Raw genomic sequence first — 15,654 nt, 5'->3', positions numbered from 1 at the left:
CATCACCTCAGCAATCATTTTGAACAATATTCACGTATCCTATACAACGTATAACTAATTACTTTTCGACAAAATCTGTAAAAATATGTATAGAAATTGAAAAATTTCCGAGGAAATGATAGAAAAAAGAAAAAACTGAGCGTTTCAGCTCAGTTTTTAGTCCAATTGTTTCTTTTTATATACGATTAAACATGCAATAAGTGAAATAATAAGCCACACTCCAACATTTAGCATATGCCCAATAATACTACTAAACCCTGCACCCTCTACTAAGCTTTTAATTGCCTTTTCAAGATGAGATGTTGGAAGATAACTAATCATTGTCTTAATTACTTTATTTTCAACCATTGGCTCAAATTGCACTGCTAAATACATCGTCATTAATATCGGCATTCCAATTAGTGATGTTTGCGGGACAGACTCAGCAAGTAATCCAATTACTGTTCCAATTAAAGTAAATAGAATTGTTCCACATAAGAAAATAAATGCTAGCAATAAGAGATTTCCACTTAATTGATCTAAAATGAATAAGTTCACAATACAAATACCCAACGTCAAACATGCTGTTAATATACTTTTTCCAAGCAGAACTTCAACAGAAGAAGCTGGTGATAACATTAACACACGTAACGTATGTTTTTCTTTCTCTTCTGCAATTACCATTGATTGAACAAAACCTGCTACAAATATAAAGGCCATTAAAGTAATAATGCCGACCCCTGCCTGCCCTCCTCCAAATCGGCTAAATATAAATGCAAATATAATTGGTAAAGATGCCATTAGCAACACTTGTGAATTTGTCTTAAAATCTTGTACTTCTTTTCTAAAAATAGCTGATACACGTCTCATTGAAAATGTCATTATAATCCCCTCCCAGTAACTTCAATAAAGATATCGCCTAGCGTTGGTTCGTGTGAATGAATCGATAGTAATTCGCCTTTTTTCATCCATTCTGAAATGCGTTTTGCACCTAATTCATCTTTTTTTACGATTTCTTTCTTCTTGTCTTTTAGTATGACTTGTATTTGATCTTTCGCATATTGTAAGCGTAGGTTTTCCGGTGTATCAAGTGCTACAATTTCTCCGCCGCATAGAAAGGCAATGCGGTTACAAAGTGTTTCTGCTTCGTCCATATTATGAGTCGTTAAGAAAATCGTCGTTCCTTCTTTATTTAAGTCTTTTAAGATTTTATGAATGTTTTGTACGTTTACTGGATCAAGCGCAGATGTTGGTTCGTCTAAGAAGAGGATATCTGGTTTATGTAGGACTGCTCTTGCTAGTGTAACGCGTTGCTTCATCCCTTTTGATAGTTTCTTTACTAATGTTTTTTTATCATCTAATAGATTCACTTGTGCTAGCACTTCATCGATTCGTTCTTTTTTGCACTCGTATAAGTCACAAAATAATAGTAAGTTATCATAGATGCTAAGTCGTTCATATAAGCCACTGTTGTCTGTTAAAATACCAATTCGTTTGTAATCGATGTTGCTTGGTCCTGTAATATCTTTCCCTAATACTCTTACCGTTCCAACGCTATGCAGTAATTGAGAAGTTAAAATCTTTACTGTTGTCGTTTTCCCAGATCCACTTGGTCCGAGGAATCCGAAAATTTCGCCTTGTTTCACCTCAATATTCACATTTCGAAGTGCCGTTTTTTCATTGAAACTTTTCATTACATCTTTCATTTCAATTGCCAATGTCATCTCGTCATCCCCTTTGTTTTTCTCTTTTATAAATGAAAGTCGCTTTAGCGCTTTTCGTTTTTTGTTTTGCTTTTCTTGACTCAATCATATGAAAAACAAAGGGTAGGCGCAGTAAAATACCGGTAAAAGGAGTATTTTTACCGGTGAATAGATCGTATTTCGAACTTATTGGAGCACTTTTTATAGCCCAATCACGCCTTTTAATTCATCCATTCGTCCTTTCGAAAGCGGAATTGAACTTTTTCTTTCGTCATCCAAAATTAAACTAAAACTATTACGAGTCCACGTAATCACTTCTCGCACTCTTTGTAAGTTCACAAGGTACGAGCGATGACATCTAAAGAAACCAAAACCTGTTAATCTCGCTTCTAGTTCACTTAATGTTAATGCACATACGAAATCACCTTCACGAACATGAATATGTGTCACGCCGTTTTGCGTTTCAATGAAATGGATCTCCATTGGATCAAGTAAAATGATTTTATCGTTCACTTTCGCTGGTATTCTTTCTACCTTCATTTGCGGGATCATTTGAACGACTTTTTCTTCATCAACTTCTTCCACTTCCTCTTGTCCGATTTCTACTTTTTTCACACCATAGTTGTTTAATATGTATACATCTTCTGTTAACGAAAGGGCGTCCGATAGAAATGATGACGTAATAAAGATTGCCTTTCCTTGCTCTTTCATTTTCACAATTGCTTTTCGAATAATAATCGTGCTTTCTGTATCTACATTTTGCTCCGGCTCTTCCAAAATAACTAGATCCGGATTATGAATCATCACTCGCCCGATATGAAGACGACGTTTCTCTGAAAATGATAGTTTTTCTATTTTAACGTTTAATTTATCTAAGAGGCCGACATATTGTACAACTTCTTCTATACTCATATTCGATTCATACAGCCCTATTAAAAACTTAAAGTATTCCTTCACCTTCAAACGATCATATGCCTCATCTTTCAAAAAACAAAAGCCAATGCGAGAATAGTTTTTCTTTCCAATCGACTCTCCCTCAAATAGTACATTGCCAGTTGAAGCTTCTTCCTCACCAATAATGATGCGGTACAACACTTTAGCTGTATGGTTATTACATTGCAAAACAACACACTGCCCCTTCTCAACCTTCAGTTCAACTGCCGGTAACTGGTTCGTCTTTCCTAATTGTTTCAACTCCAGTAGCGCCATTCTGTCTCCCCCAAATACTTTTTACCCTATTGTATCAAACAATTAATGGGAAATTTAGATATTTTATGAAACACCATAAAAAGAAGGCTATCCAAATGAAAGGATGCCTTCTTTTCTAGTTTTTTTCTACCATATACGTCTTAAGCTGATCACGCAGCGCTCTCTTTAAGAACTTCCCTACAGATATTTTCGGAATCTCGTTTACAAATAAAATATCATCTGGCATCCACCATTTTGGAAATTCTGCTTCTAGTAAAGCATACAGCTCTTCTCTTTCTACTGCTTGTCCCTCTTTTAATACAACAAAAGCAACGGGGCGTTCTTGCCATTTTTCATGCGGCACCGCCACGACAGATGCTTCTAATACTTTATCGTGTGACATTAAAGCATTCTCTAAATCTACGGAAGAAATTCATTCGCCTCCGCTTTTAATTAAATCTTTCGTCCGATCAGCAATTTTAATAAATCCTTCCGAATCAACCGTAACAATATCGCCTGTATGGAGCCAACCGTCTTTCATTGATTCTTCTGTACGCTCATCCTTATAGTAGCTACCAGCGATCCACAGACCCCTTAAACAGAGTTCTCCCATCTCTTCTCCATCCCACTTAATTTCACCATCTTGTCCATTCACTTTCATTTGTTTTCTACAAATAATGACAAAAGGAGCTAATTAAAATTAGCTCCTTTTACCCCTACTTCTTCACCATCAACTTTCCTTCATAATCGTTCATCGTCTTTATTTCAACGCCTTTATAGTAATGGGCGACGATATCTGTATATTTCTTACCTTCCGCTGCCATACCGTTCGCTCCGTATTGGCTCATACCAACGCCGTGACCGAAGCCTTTCGTTGTAACGATGATTTTATCCCCTTGTTGTTTCCATGTGAAGTCAGAAGAGCGTAAATCTAATTTGTCACGCACATCTCTTCCTGTTAATGTTTTACCTTGAAACGCTACATCTTTTACACGCTTTCCTTCTGTGCGCTCTTTAATATCGCCAACTTTTCCGTCCGCTAGCACTTTCACGCCGAGACGCTTTTGAAAGTCAGCTACTGTAAATGTTTGCTCACTCGTAAATTTCGGAGATGCTTCATCCCACGGACTATCTACGCTCTTTAAGTACGGATAATCATTTCCCCAATAATCAGCCGCATTTTCTGTCCGGCCATTACTCGTTGAGAAGAAGGATGCTGAGATTGGCTTTCCATCATACGTTAAAACTTGTCCTGCGGTTTTCGAAACAGCTTCCTCGATTTTCTTCAAATTATTTTCGTAGTTATTACCCCATTGTTTCTTTAATTCTTCTTTGCTTTTGTACACTTGATCTTTCACCGTATCTGTCACGTCCGCATTGTTTTTCTTTCCTCCGCTTAGCATACGCTGGACTACAAATGTTCTCGCTGCTAATGCCTGCGCCTTTAGCGCCTCTATTTCAAAACTGGCATTCATCTCAGAAGCTACTACACCGGTCACATACTCCTCCATAGGTAATGTCTCTACCTTCTTCTGTTTCTCACGATATACAGCAACTTGAACCGCTGTATCCACTTTCCCTGGAGCTGGTATACTTTCTATCGCTGGAGGAGTTTTAGAAGCTGCTTCTTCCCCTACTTTTGCTTTCGCAAACGGAATAACAAGAGCAGCAGGTACAATGATAACGAGCGCTATGAGAAGCGCTACTGTGATGAAAAGTGGCTTTGAAAATTTCATCTTATTTCCCCCAATATGAAAAAGCTTTACTCCCTTCATTCTTATGGAACAACTCTTTCTTTTAGAACATACTTAAGGGGAACCCTATAAAACAAAAATTTTCTAAATATTTTTACTGGTACGTGCATAAGTATAGAATTTATTGACTATAACAGTAATAACCCAAAAAAAATAGCCCCTACGTCAAAAGACATAGAGACTATTTCAATTAAGCGTGAAGATCAGAAACTTCTTGTTCTTTCACTTCTTCTACTTTTTCGTTTACACGTTCGATAGTTGCACCTAATGCAGCTAATTTCTTATGGAAATCTACATAACCACGGTCAAGATGCTTTAACTCAGTTACACGAGTGTAACCTTCTGATACTAAACCAGCTAAAATTAATGCAGCAGCAGCACGTAAGTCAGTTGCGCCTACTTCAGCACCCTGTAAGCTGTTTGGACCGTTCATAATAACAGAACGACCTTCGATTTTAATATCAGCATTCATACGACGGAATTCTTCAACGTGCATAAAGCGGTTTTCGAATACCGTTTCTGTAATCATACTTGTTCCATCAGCTTGTAGTAATAATGCCATCATTTGTGATTGCATGTCTGTTGGGAAACCTGGATGAGGCATAGTTTTAATATCAACCGCTTTTAACTTATCTGGGCCGATAACACGTACACCTTCATTTTCCTCAATAACTTTAACACCCATTTCTTCCATTTTCGCTGTAATTGAGCGTAAATGTTCAGGAACAGCATTTTCAATTAAGATGTCTCCACCAGTAATTGCCGCTGCAACCATGAATGTTCCCGCTTCAATACGGTCAGGAATAATAGAGTGGTTTGCGCCATATAATTTATCAACGCCTTCGATACGAATCGTTCCAGTTCCAGCTCCGCGTACTTTCGCTCCCATCGCATTTAAGAAGTTAGCTAAGTCAACGATTTCTGGTTCTTTCGCTGCGTTTTCAAGGATTGTTGTCCCTTTTGCTAATGTAGCTGCAGACATAATGTTCTCTGTCGCGCCCACGCTTGGGAAGTCTAAATAAATTTTAGCTCCTTTTAGTTCTCCCTCAACGTATGCCTCAACAAAACCGTTACCAACCTGTACTTTTGCTCCCATTGCTTCGAAGCCTTTTAAATGTTGGTCAATTGGACGTGAACCAATTGCACATCCACCAGGAAGTGCAATACGAGCACGACCGTTACGTGCTAATAATGGTCCCATTACTTGAACAGATGCACGCATTTTACGTACATATTCAAATGGAGCTTCAATGTTTAGTTCTTTAGAAGCATCGATTGTTACTTGGTTATTTTCAAATACGACTTCAGCATTTAAATGACGTAATACCTCATTAATTGTGTATACATCAGACAAAACTGGTACTTCAGATAGTACATTCTTTCCATCACTCGCTAATAGGGCTGCAGCGATTATAGGTAATACAGCATTTTTTGCGCCCTCAACACGCACTGTGCCGTTTAACCGCTTTCCGCCACGGACGATGATCTTTTCCAAATTATTCCCCTCCGTGTCCTTTTTTCAGTATCTATTCACTCAATACTCAGAAGTTATGATCGGTGTGCCAACCACAATTGTATCTTTGTTGTCTGTAGAACGTATTGCTATTTGCACATTTATTTTCTCTCTATTTGTTGAAAGAGCGTCATCCCACTTTTTATTGTATGCGGAGACTGAAACAAATGCTCTTTCTTCTATCTGTTCGATCGCTCTTGCTGAAAGATCTTTCAAAACCTGATTGGTTTTATTTTGCAAAACACCTTCAATCTTATCATTCAGTACACCTTGAACACAAGTGTAAATTATAGGTTTTTCACTAAAAATTTTATTCATATTTTGAATGTACTTCGGGTCCCATTTCGCCCCACTTACTTCAACAATAATGAAAGTGTTTTCTTTAGTATTTTCCTTACTCCAAGTTACTACTACTCGTTCTTCATAAGAAGAAAACTTTTTATAGGATGTAGCTTTATATCCATCTGGAGATTGCTCTAATTCCCACTTTTGAACATTCGCCTTATCCCTCACGTCGTTTAACAACCTTTGAAACGTATGTATATTAGAAATTGTTTTTGTTTCTCGCGCTAACCATGACCATTTCTCTACTTTAGCATCATTTTTCTCTAAAGCTGCGATCATGCTCTCCATTTTCTGTTCATCGCCGATTGGTTTCATCTCTCTATATCCAACCAAAAATAAAACAACACTAAGTGCAACAATAAGAATGGCTTTAAGCTTCAATTTCATCCCCTCCTATCCCCATTGTTAACGGAGATATGAGGTTCTATACACTTACTTTACTAAATACGTTAAACTCTTTGAATAGCCTAAATAATCAAGGAAAAAGTTACTTACAGATGTCCCAATTGCAATTGTAATTAGGATGAGCAGTACTCGCGTCTGCATCACCTTTCCAGGCTTCATTAAACGCTCAATGTGAATACCTTGTAAGGCCCACCACGTAATGGTAATAAACAATAAATGCGAAACAATGGCAATCAGTGCTTGTTGCCCTAAAAGATGTGCCAAAAAATCGACCCCTTTTTACCCAGCTATTACTTACGAAATCACATAAAAACGATACCATAATAAGTAAGAGCCACACTTTTTCAAATGCAAATAAGTATCTTACATTTTACATCGTAATTTCCTCTTAAAAAACGTATACTTATATGCATTTTTAATTGTAGTTCACACAAAATAAAAAGCGCAGAGTAACGACTCCACACCTTTTATTTTCACTATTGTACCACGTTCCCTAGGAAGAAGAAATCCTTCATTAATGGAAAATATTCATAAAAAAAATTGTATCCAATCATCGGCATAATCCCTAGTATTACAATCGAAATTGCACAAAGGCTCATCACAACCTTTATATTGAATGGCAAACGAATTTTCTCTTCTACTTCTCCCGTCCGGAAAAACATTTGCTGTAAAATACGGAAATAATATACGAATGAAATGACGGTCGTACCCATCATAATAGAAGCTAGTACGTAATGAGCTGGCTCTACATGAAGTGCACCTAAAAAGATGTTAATTTTCCCGATGAAACCAGCTGTTCCTGGTATCCCCGCTAGCGATAAAATAAAAATCGTCATCACGATCGCTGTAAATGGCGACCTTTTATATAATCCGGTGAAAATGGTGATATTTTCTTTGTCACTTTGTAAGATTAAGCCGTGGATAATTGCAAACGCGCCTATATTCATAAGCATATACGCCAGCATATAAAACCACATGCTATCCATCGTAAATGGTGATAACGCTACAAGCGGAACGAGTAAATACCCCGCATGCGCGATTCCTGAATAGGCGAATAGACGTTTTACGTTATATTGCTTTAACGCGACTACGTTTCCGATAATCATCGTAATACTAGCTAGCACCGCAATGTATATGCTCATACGTCCGTATAAAGATTGCATGTCTCCTTGCACCGATACACTTGCAAAAACCATGAGAAACAAACGAATAATGAGCAAGAACCCCGCAATTTTAGAAATCGTTCCAAGAAAAGCAGTAACAGGTGTAGCAGCCCCTTCATACACATCAGGTGCCCACATATGAAATGGTACTGTCGCAATTTTAAACGAGAGCCCAACGAGCAATAGTAGAAATGCGAGAGCTAACAATAACTGAATACCACTAGCCAGTTCCCCAGCAAATACTTTTTGCATATCCACGATATTAGTTGAACCTGTAATACCGTACAAATAACTCATTCCAAAGAGTGTAATTGCCGTGCCAATTCCTCCATTAATGACACATTTCATTGCCGCTTCGTTTGATGCACGGTTCTTTTTTCGTATTCCTACTAAAATATACGAAGAAAGTGAAAGCAATTCTAAACCAACGAAAAGTGTGATGAAATCAACGCTAGAAGCCATAAACATAGCTCCAAGAAGCGCCATTAAAAATAAGTAATAATATTCTCCCTTATCTTCAATTGGATTCTTCTTATCATCGCTCACTGCGGTGCATAAAATGAGGACCGCCCCGCCTAATAACAACGTTTTAAACCCTTTTGAAAACCCATCTAGCACAAACGATCCGTTTAAAATATCTCCCGCTGGTTCGCCGTATAACGTGATTAATGACACGATTGCTACTATGACAGCTGCGATTGCACTAAGCGCTACATACCTATGGTTCACCTTAAAAAACAAATCACATATGGAAAGAAGGATGGCAGCTCCGAGAATAATGAATTCTGGCACCATTAGATGCCACGATAAGCTAAGTAACGTATTCATATCCATCCTACTTCACCCCCAATGTTTTCAATGTATTTTGAAGCGGATCCCCTAGTATTTCTGGCATTACTCCAATTGCAATAATGCAAAAGATAAGTAGCAAAATAGGGACATACTCCCATCCGTGTATATCAGCTTTCAATTCCCACTCTTTCTTACCAAATGTTACTTGAAGTGTCGCTCTTAATACGTATACAGCGGTTAAAATGATACCAAGTACTCCGATTGCCGCAATGACTGGCTCTCCTTGGAATAAACCGAGAAAGGCAAGAAACTCGCTAACAAATCCAGACATTCCTGGCAATCCGAGCGATGCCATTCCTCCTGCTAAGAAGAATCCACTAAGTACTGGAACACTTTTTGCGAGTCCGCCAAGCGCTGTAATATCCGACGTTCCAAAACGCTCTTCAATAATGCCAAGTAAGAAGAACAGTAATGCTGCAATTAAACCGTGCGACACAACTTGGAATAGTGCCCCTTGTGTACCTGGGGCATTTAACGCCGCAAGGCCCATTAACACAATTCCCATGTGCGAAATACTAGAGTAAGCGAGCACCTTCCGAAAGTCCGTTTGGATAAGCGCTAAGAAGGCTCCGTACAATAAATTAATGACTCCTAAAATCGCAATTAACGTTGCAAAATCACGAAAGTATTCCGGGAATAGCCCCTGTCCGAAGCGAATCATACCGTATGCGCCAATCTTCAATAAAACGCCCGCATGAAGCATAACGACAGCCGGGTGCGCTTCAATATGCACATTGACCATCCAGCGATGCAACGGGAAAACGGGCAGTTTAATCGCAAAAGCAATCATTATTGCAATGAATACACCGAGCTGTAAGCTACTCGGGATGATTTGTCCTCCCCCCGCATTTACTCCTGCTAATATCTCTTTCAGTTCTGCAATATTTGTCGTACCTGTTTTCGCAAATAAAACCGAGAAAACGATAAGCAAAATAGCGGATCCAATACCGTTATATATTAAATAACTATAAGCAGCCTTTTCACTCGACAATTTCCCCCACTTTCCAATTAATAAAAACATTGGTGGCAACGTAATTTCAAAGAAGATAAAGAACAACATTAAATTTTGAGCAGCAAAGACGCCGAGCATCCCTATTTCTAACATGAGTAACAGCATATAAAAAGCTTTCAAATTTCTTTTAATGGTAAATGCCGCAATTGCTGCAAGCATCGCTAGAAGGGCTGTCAGCACCATCATAACGAGCGATAAACCATCAATACCAAGCTCGTAATAAATGGAAAACCACCTTTTATCCACCGCTGCAAAATCCCCAAATTTAATCCATTTCACTTTTTCATCAAATAGCGATAAACTCTTTCCAGAAGTATATGTACAAGCGAGGACGATAGCGATTCCAAATGGAAGCGCCGTTCCAAATAAACCAAGCGCTCGCACTGTACGCGATTCCTTTTTCGGTGTTAATGCAAGCAAGAGAATTCCTAAAAGCGGGGAAAAAATGAAGAACGTTAATAACAAATCATTCATCGTAAATCCCCTCCCGTATAGAGCAAAATAATGACGAGTACTGCAAGCGAAACAGCTGTTACAGTCCCATACACTTGTACATTTCCGTTTTGGAGTCTAGACCCGATTCCGCTTATCCCTTTAACTAGACTCCCTATTAAAACGGCAATTCCTTCGACTACATACACCTCAAATAAGCGAAGCACATGAGCGATTCCTTTCGTAATAGGAAGCACCGTCATATTGTATAGTTCATCCACATAATATTTTTCTTTCAAAAGATTATAAAGAGGTGTTCCCTCGCCCCCAGCCCAATCTCTAGAAATAGATTTCTTGCCATATATGAAATACGCAAGAGCAATCCCTGCCAAGGAAACGAGCGTCGCAACAATCATAATCCAAACTGGTCCGTGTGCCTCTCGCGCTTTAAATGCTACATCTTTCGTAAGCCAATCCCCGAGAAACGTTCCAAACCACGGTGTATTTATATAACCTGCCACTACTGCAAGGACGCCGAGGACGATCATCGGATACGTCATAATGCGGGGCGATTCATCCACGTCTTCCTTCGTCTTCGCCTCCCCAGTAAAGACAAGGAAGTATAGCCGGAACATGTAGAATGCTGTTAAGAATGCTGCAATTACTGCTAATATGAATAAAACGTAATTGCCGTTCATCCAAGCCTCCGCTAAAATTTCATCTTTACTAAAGAAGCCTGAGAGGAGCGGCACACCACTAATTGCAAGAGTACCGATTAAAAATAGTGCACCGGTTATTTTCATCTTCTTCTGTAAACCGCCCATTTTATTAATGTTTTGCGTATGCACTGCATGAATTACACTTCCTGCCGCCAAAAATAGTAGCGCTTTAAAAAAGGCGTGTGTCGTTAAATGGAAAACACCAGCTACATAACCAGCAGATCCTAACGCAAGCATCATATACCCGAGCTGGCTAACTGTAGAATAAGCAAGCACTCTCTTTATATCCGTTTGTACAAGACCGATAGAAGCCGCAAAGATTGCAGTGAAGGCTCCAACGATGGCCACCGTCTGCATCGCCACCGCACTTGCTGAAAATAGCGGAAACATTGTCGCCACTAAATATACGCCAGCTGCAACCATCGTCGCCGCATGAATAAGTGCCGAAACAGGCGTCGGTCCTTCCATCGCATCTGGTAACCACGTATGAAGCGGGAACTGACCTGATTTGCCCATCGCACCGATAAAAATTAATATTGCCGTTATTGTAATCATAGTAGGGGTAAGATCGCCCGTATGAATCGCTCTAAAAATTGCGTCATATTCAAAACTACCCGCGTGCCAGAAAATTAAGATCATCCCAATAAATAAACCGATATCTCCAATACGAGTCATAATAAAAGCCTTTTTCGCAGCAGCCCTCGCTTCTTCTTTAAAGAAATAAAAACCGATGAGTAAAAATGAACCGAGACCAACTAACTCCCAAAATATATAAAGCTGTAATAAATTCGGTGATATAACGAGCCCAAGCATCGCAAATGTAAAGAGCCCTAAATAGGCATAAAAGGTTGGTAATCTTTCCTCACCTTTCATATAACCTTTCGAATACACATGTACAAGTAAACTCACAAGTGTAACGATAAACAGCATTAAAGCACCTAATGCTGTCACTTCAAAGCCAAACGATATATCAATATCTCCCGTTCTAAGCCATACCCACTTATGCTTCACCGGTACTGTCGAAAGTCTTTCTATTAATACAAGTACCGCAAAGATAAAGGAGAGAAAAACGAAGAAAATACTAAGTACACTGCTTCCTTCTCTAATTTTCTTCCCGAATATAATTAATAACAAAAACGAAACAAGCGGGAAAAGCGGTATAAGCCATACATAATCGATCATTGTTTCCTTCCCCCTTTTCGGTCACAATGTTATCCTTTGAGCGTATCCATTTCATCTACATGAACCGTCGTACGATTACGATACAAAGCAATCAAAATGGCGAGTCCTACCGCCGCCTCCGCTGCTGCTACAGCCATCGTAAACAGAGAGAAAATTTGCCCTGTTAAATTTGGGAACAAACCTAATTTACTAAACGCTACTAAATTTAAATTGGCCGCGTTAAGCATTAATTCGATACAAACTAAGACAATTACTGTATTTCGCTTTGTTAAAGCTCCAAACAAGCCGATGCAAAATAAAATAATCGCAAGCATTAAATACGCAGAAGCCGGAATGCTACTCATTGGAATCCTCCTCTTTCTCATCCTTCTTCGCAAGTATAATCGCGCCAACAAGTGCTACAAGTAAAATAACTGAGGTTAATTCAAACGGAATAATATATTTCGAATAGAGAAGTGTACCGATTTGAAGTGTGTTTTTTTCATGGAGAGGTAAACTTCCTTGTGTGCTTTCATTTGCAAAATCAATGTTGTTAACAGCGAAATACATAACTGCCCCAAATGCTACAACCGCAAAGAAGATAATCCATTTTCGAAGAGTAAGACGCGATTCATTTTCCGCGTTATGTTGCGTTAACATAATGCCAAAAATCATAATAATTGTGATCGCACCAGAGTAAAGTAAAATTTGTGCGACTCCGATAAATTCAGCTGATAAAAGAAAATACAAACCTGCAATACTGAGGAATGTTAGAACGAGAGCTAGCATCATATGCATAACTTTCGTTAAATTCAACATAAGAACACCGCCGATAATTGCAGACAAGGATAGTATAAAGAATGCTACAAACTCGCCATTCATGCTTTATTCTCCTTCCTGACATTTTCGTCGTTTTCATCAAGCCACTGCAAATTTTTAAATAAGTCATCACGTGAATATTCCGCAAGTTCAAAGTTATTTGTCATGACAATTGCCTCTGTCGGACAAACTTCTGTACATAAATCACATAGAATACAAATTTCAAAATTAATATCGTACGTGTCGATAATTTTTCCTTTTTTCGTAGGATCCGGATGTTTTTTCCCCGTTAACTGAATACAATCTGTCGGACAAATGTTGGAACATTGATTACAAACAATACATTTTTCCGGATAAAACTTTTGAATCCCTCGAAAACGGTCTGGCAGCGGTAACGGTTGATTCGGATAATCATATGTCACCTTCTTCTTACTCAAATTGCTTAATGTATATTTTAATCCTTTAAATAGTCCTTTCATCTCTTACTGGCACCCCCCTCATAGATTAGAAGAATAACTCCTTAATCAATGCCGTTAAGAAAATATTTGCAAGTGCAATCGGCAATAATACTTTCCAGCCAAACTCCATTAACTGATCACCTCTTATACGCGGAAACGTGACGCGGAACCAAATTAACAGAAAGACTACACTGCTAAACTTTAAGGCAAACCATACGGCACCCGGGATAAATCCAAGAAACATAACTGGATTCCATCCACCTAAAAAGAGTACTGTGATTAAAGATGCCATCCCGAAGAAATATACGTACTCTGAAAGCATGAAAAACGCCCAGCGAAACCCTGAGTACTCCGTATGATATCCAGAAACAAGTTCTGACTCCGCTTCTGGTAAATCGAACGGTGTCCTATTTAACTCTGCAACTGCTGCGATTAAGAAAACGACGAACCCGATTGGCTGCGCGAAAATGTACCAAACCTTCTCCTGCGCTGCTACAATCTCATTTAAATTCAGGCTACCAGCTAACAAAACAACACCTATTACACTCATTACGAGCGGAATTTCATAAGAAATCATTTGCGCCGCCGCACGCATCCCTCCTAAAAGGGAATATTTATTATTCGATGCCCATCCCCCGGTTACAACACCGATCGTCGTAATACCAGAAACGGCGATATAGTAAAGTAGTCCTACTCCAATATCCGCGAACTGAAATTTATCAGTAAACGGGATAACTGCAAGCACCATAAATGCTGGTGCGAATGCAATGACCGGTGCTAATATAAACAACGGTTTATCTGCCGCCTTCGGAATACTATCTTCTTTCAGTAATAGTTTTAAAACATCGGCTACCGTTTGTAGCAGACCGAACCGGCCCCCAACTTGGTTTGGTCCAATCCGCCCTTGCATAAAACCCATCACTTTCCGTTCTGCCAAAATACCATATGTAACGAAGCCAAGGACTGCAAATAATAGGAGCACCGCTAATCCGAAAAAAATGAAGAAATTCGTCCAGCTTGAAGGTGATTGTAAGAGCGTTTCAATCATTAGCCATCAACCTCCCCAAGTACAATATCAACTCCACCTAAAATCGTAATTAAATTGGCGATATTTTCACCTTTCAATAACTTCGGTAAAATTTGCAAATTGTAAAAAGACGGCCTGCGGAACTTCAAACGGTACGGCTCTTTCTTTCCGTCACTAGCAATATAGCAACCAATCTCTCCGCGCGGCGACTCTATACGGACGAATGCTTCCCCTTTTGGCGCCTTAATAATTTTTGGCACTTTCGCCAGCACAGCTCCTTCTTTTGGGAACTGCTGGACAGCTTGCTCAACGATTTTTAATGACTCCTCAATTTCTTGCATTCGGCAAACGTAGCGATCCCAAGCATCCCCCGCGCTTCCAACTGGAATATCGAAATCAAAACGATCATAAATCGAATATGGCTCATCTTTGCGAAGGTCCCAGTTTATTCCGGTGCACCGCAAATTCGCTCCGCTTAAAGAATACGAAATTGCTTCTTCCGCGCTATATATACCAACGCCTTTCACACGATTTAAGAAAATCTCATTACCGCTAACAAGGTCGTGGTAACCTGCCAATTGCTCTCTCATATAGGGAACAAACTCTTCCACCTTTTCAATCCAACCGTCCGGCGCATCCCATTTCACACCGCCGACTCTCATGTAGTTAAAAGTAAGCCGTGCCCCGCATAATTCGTTTAATAAATTTATAATCATCTCTCGTTCACGAAACGCGTACAAAAATGGGCTGACCGCTCCTATATCAAGAAGATTCGTCCCCCACCAAACAAGGTGACTCGCAATCCTTCCAAGCTCCATTGCAAGCACTCGCAAGTATTCGGCTCGCTCCGGGATTTCAAGTCCCATCATCGTCTCTACAGCATGGCAAATGACGTAATTATTCGTCATGGCCGATAAATAGTCCATCCGATCTGTATAAGGGATAATTTGCGTATACTGTAAGCTCTCTGCAATCTTTTCGGTCCCGCGATGCAAATACCCAATAACCGGTGTAGCTTCTTTAATAATTTCCCCGTCAATCTTAATAACAAGCCTGAACACACCATGCGTACTCGGATGCTGAGGACCTACATTCAAAAGCATTTCTTCCGTACGGATCATTAG

General features: G+C 39.3%; 15 protein-coding genes and 1 pseudogene. All 16 read right to left on the bottom strand.

The annotated features are described in order from the left end of the window. Positions 1-156: 156 nt before the first annotated feature. Positions 157-861, bottom strand: a complete 705-nt coding sequence (locus tag CO726_RS08905) for an ABC transporter permease (protein ID WP_098761394.1) — start codon at positions 859-861, stop codon at positions 157-159. Next, entirely contained in the window at positions 861-1,703 is an 843-nt protein-coding gene (locus CO726_RS08900) for an ABC transporter ATP-binding protein (protein ID WP_099684009.1), read from the bottom strand. The genes CO726_RS08905 and CO726_RS08900 overlap by 1 nt, the downstream gene beginning before the upstream one ends. Positions 1,704-1,883: 180 nt before the next feature. Further along, positions 1,884-2,891 (bottom strand): LytTR family transcriptional regulator DNA-binding domain-containing protein, encoded by a 1,008-nt coding sequence (locus CO726_RS08895; RefSeq protein ID WP_099684008.1) that lies wholly within the window; start codon positions 2,889-2,891, stop codon positions 1,884-1,886. A gap of 115 nt (positions 2,892-3,006) precedes the next feature. Continuing rightward, positions 3,007-3,534, bottom strand: a pseudogene (locus CO726_RS08890) (AMP-binding enzyme); the annotation flags it as partial. Between the two features lie 52 nt (positions 3,535-3,586). After that, positions 3,587-4,606 carry a stage II sporulation protein D gene (spoIID, locus tag CO726_RS08885; RefSeq protein ID WP_099684007.1) on the bottom strand — a complete coding sequence of 340 codons (1,020 nt, stop codon included), beginning with the start codon at positions 4,604-4,606 and terminating at the stop codon, positions 3,587-3,589. A 208-nt stretch (positions 4,607-4,814) separates the two neighbouring features. Further along, positions 4,815-6,119, bottom strand: a complete 1,305-nt coding sequence (murA, locus tag CO726_RS08880; RefSeq protein ID WP_060632944.1) for a UDP-N-acetylglucosamine 1-carboxyvinyltransferase — start codon at positions 6,117-6,119, stop codon at positions 4,815-4,817. Between the two features lie 39 nt (positions 6,120-6,158). Continuing rightward, positions 6,159-6,863 (bottom strand): YwmB family TATA-box binding protein, encoded by a 705-nt coding sequence (locus tag CO726_RS08875; RefSeq protein ID WP_425427777.1) that lies wholly within the window; start codon positions 6,861-6,863, stop codon positions 6,159-6,161. Between the two features lie 51 nt (positions 6,864-6,914). Continuing rightward, complete coding sequence (locus tag CO726_RS08870; protein ID WP_000940742.1) at positions 6,915-7,151, bottom strand: DUF1146 family protein; 237 nt, start codon at positions 7,149-7,151, stop codon at positions 6,915-6,917. Between the two features lie 212 nt (positions 7,152-7,363). Next, positions 7,364-8,878, bottom strand: coding sequence for an NADH-quinone oxidoreductase subunit NuoN (nuoN, locus tag CO726_RS08865; RefSeq protein WP_342750524.1), 1,515 nt, complete (start codon positions 8,876-8,878; stop codon positions 7,364-7,366). Positions 8,879-8,885: 7 nt separating this feature from the next. Further along, entirely contained in the window at positions 8,886-10,388 is a 1,503-nt protein-coding gene (locus CO726_RS08860) for an NADH-quinone oxidoreductase subunit M (protein ID WP_099684004.1), read from the bottom strand. Then, entirely contained in the window at positions 10,385-12,247 is a 1,863-nt protein-coding gene (nuoL, locus tag CO726_RS08855; RefSeq protein WP_099684003.1) for an NADH-quinone oxidoreductase subunit L, read from the bottom strand. Before nuoL ends, CO726_RS08860 begins: the two co-directional genes overlap by 4 nt. A 29-nt stretch (positions 12,248-12,276) precedes the next feature. After that, positions 12,277-12,591, bottom strand: coding sequence for an NADH-quinone oxidoreductase subunit NuoK (nuoK, locus tag CO726_RS08850; protein ID WP_099684002.1), 315 nt, complete (start codon positions 12,589-12,591; stop codon positions 12,277-12,279). Further along, on the bottom strand, positions 12,584-13,108 hold the full coding sequence (locus CO726_RS08845) for an NADH-quinone oxidoreductase subunit J (protein ID WP_001012824.1): 525 nt from the start codon (positions 13,106-13,108) through the stop codon (positions 12,584-12,586). Before CO726_RS08845 ends, nuoK begins: the two co-directional genes overlap by 8 nt. Continuing rightward, complete coding sequence (gene nuoI / locus CO726_RS08840; RefSeq protein ID WP_000677191.1) at positions 13,105-13,524, bottom strand: NADH-quinone oxidoreductase subunit NuoI; 420 nt, start codon at positions 13,522-13,524, stop codon at positions 13,105-13,107. The genes CO726_RS08845 and nuoI overlap by 4 nt, the downstream gene beginning before the upstream one ends. A gap of 25 nt (positions 13,525-13,549) precedes the next feature. Then, positions 13,550-14,551 carry an NADH-quinone oxidoreductase subunit NuoH gene (gene nuoH / locus CO726_RS08835; RefSeq protein ID WP_048370068.1) on the bottom strand — a complete coding sequence of 334 codons (1,002 nt, stop codon included), beginning with the start codon at positions 14,549-14,551 and terminating at the stop codon, positions 13,550-13,552. Continuing rightward, a complete protein-coding gene (gene nuoD / locus CO726_RS08830; protein ID WP_098761411.1) occupies positions 14,551-15,651 on the bottom strand; it encodes an NADH-quinone oxidoreductase subunit NuoD in 1,101 nt (366 codons plus the stop codon). Before nuoD ends, nuoH begins: the two co-directional genes overlap by 1 nt. Positions 15,652-15,654 lie beyond the last annotated feature (3 nt).

The organism is Bacillus fungorum, from assembly GCF_002746455.1.
Classification (GTDB): Bacteria; Bacillota; Bacilli; order Bacillales; family Bacillaceae_G; genus Bacillus_A; species Bacillus_A fungorum.
Note: the sequence above shows the minus strand (reverse complement) of the source record. Positions and strands in the feature narration are given on the sequence as shown.

What these genes read in the sequence shown, in the direction of transcription:
- nuoK (WP_099684002.1), bottom strand. Translation starts at nt 12,591, where the DNA reads ATGAGTAGCATTCCGGCTTCTGCGTATTTAATGCTTGCGATTATTTTA.
- nuoD (WP_098761411.1), bottom strand. Translation starts at nt 15,651, where the DNA reads ATGATCCGTACGGAAGAAATGCTTTTGAATGTAGGTCCTCAGCATCCG.
- CO726_RS08895 (WP_099684008.1), bottom strand. Translation starts at nt 2,891, where the DNA reads ATGGCGCTACTGGAGTTGAAACAATTAGGAAAGACGAACCAGTTACCG.
- CO726_RS08900 (WP_099684009.1), bottom strand. Translation starts at nt 1,703, where the DNA reads ATGACATTGGCAATTGAAATGAAAGATGTAATGAAAAGTTTCAATGAA.
- nuoH (WP_048370068.1), bottom strand. Translation starts at nt 14,551, where the DNA reads ATGATTGAAACGCTCTTACAATCACCTTCAAGCTGGACGAATTTCTTC.
- CO726_RS08905 (WP_098761394.1), bottom strand. Translation starts at nt 861, where the DNA reads ATGACATTTTCAATGAGACGTGTATCAGCTATTTTTAGAAAAGAAGTA.
- CO726_RS08845 (WP_001012824.1), bottom strand. Translation starts at nt 13,108, where the DNA reads ATGAATGGCGAGTTTGTAGCATTCTTTATACTATCCTTGTCTGCAATT.
- spoIID (WP_099684007.1), bottom strand. Translation starts at nt 4,606, where the DNA reads ATGAAATTTTCAAAGCCACTTTTCATCACAGTAGCGCTTCTCATAGCG.
- nuoL (WP_099684003.1), bottom strand. Translation starts at nt 12,247, where the DNA reads ATGATCGATTATGTATGGCTTATACCGCTTTTCCCGCTTGTTTCGTTT.
- CO726_RS08860 (WP_099684004.1), bottom strand. Translation starts at nt 10,388, where the DNA reads ATGAATGATTTGTTATTAACGTTCTTCATTTTTTCCCCGCTTTTAGGA.
- nuoI (WP_000677191.1), bottom strand. Translation starts at nt 13,524, where the DNA reads ATGAAAGGACTATTTAAAGGATTAAAATATACATTAAGCAATTTGAGT.
- nuoN (WP_342750524.1), bottom strand. Translation starts at nt 8,878, where the DNA reads ATGAATACGTTACTTAGCTTATCGTGGCATCTAATGGTGCCAGAATTC.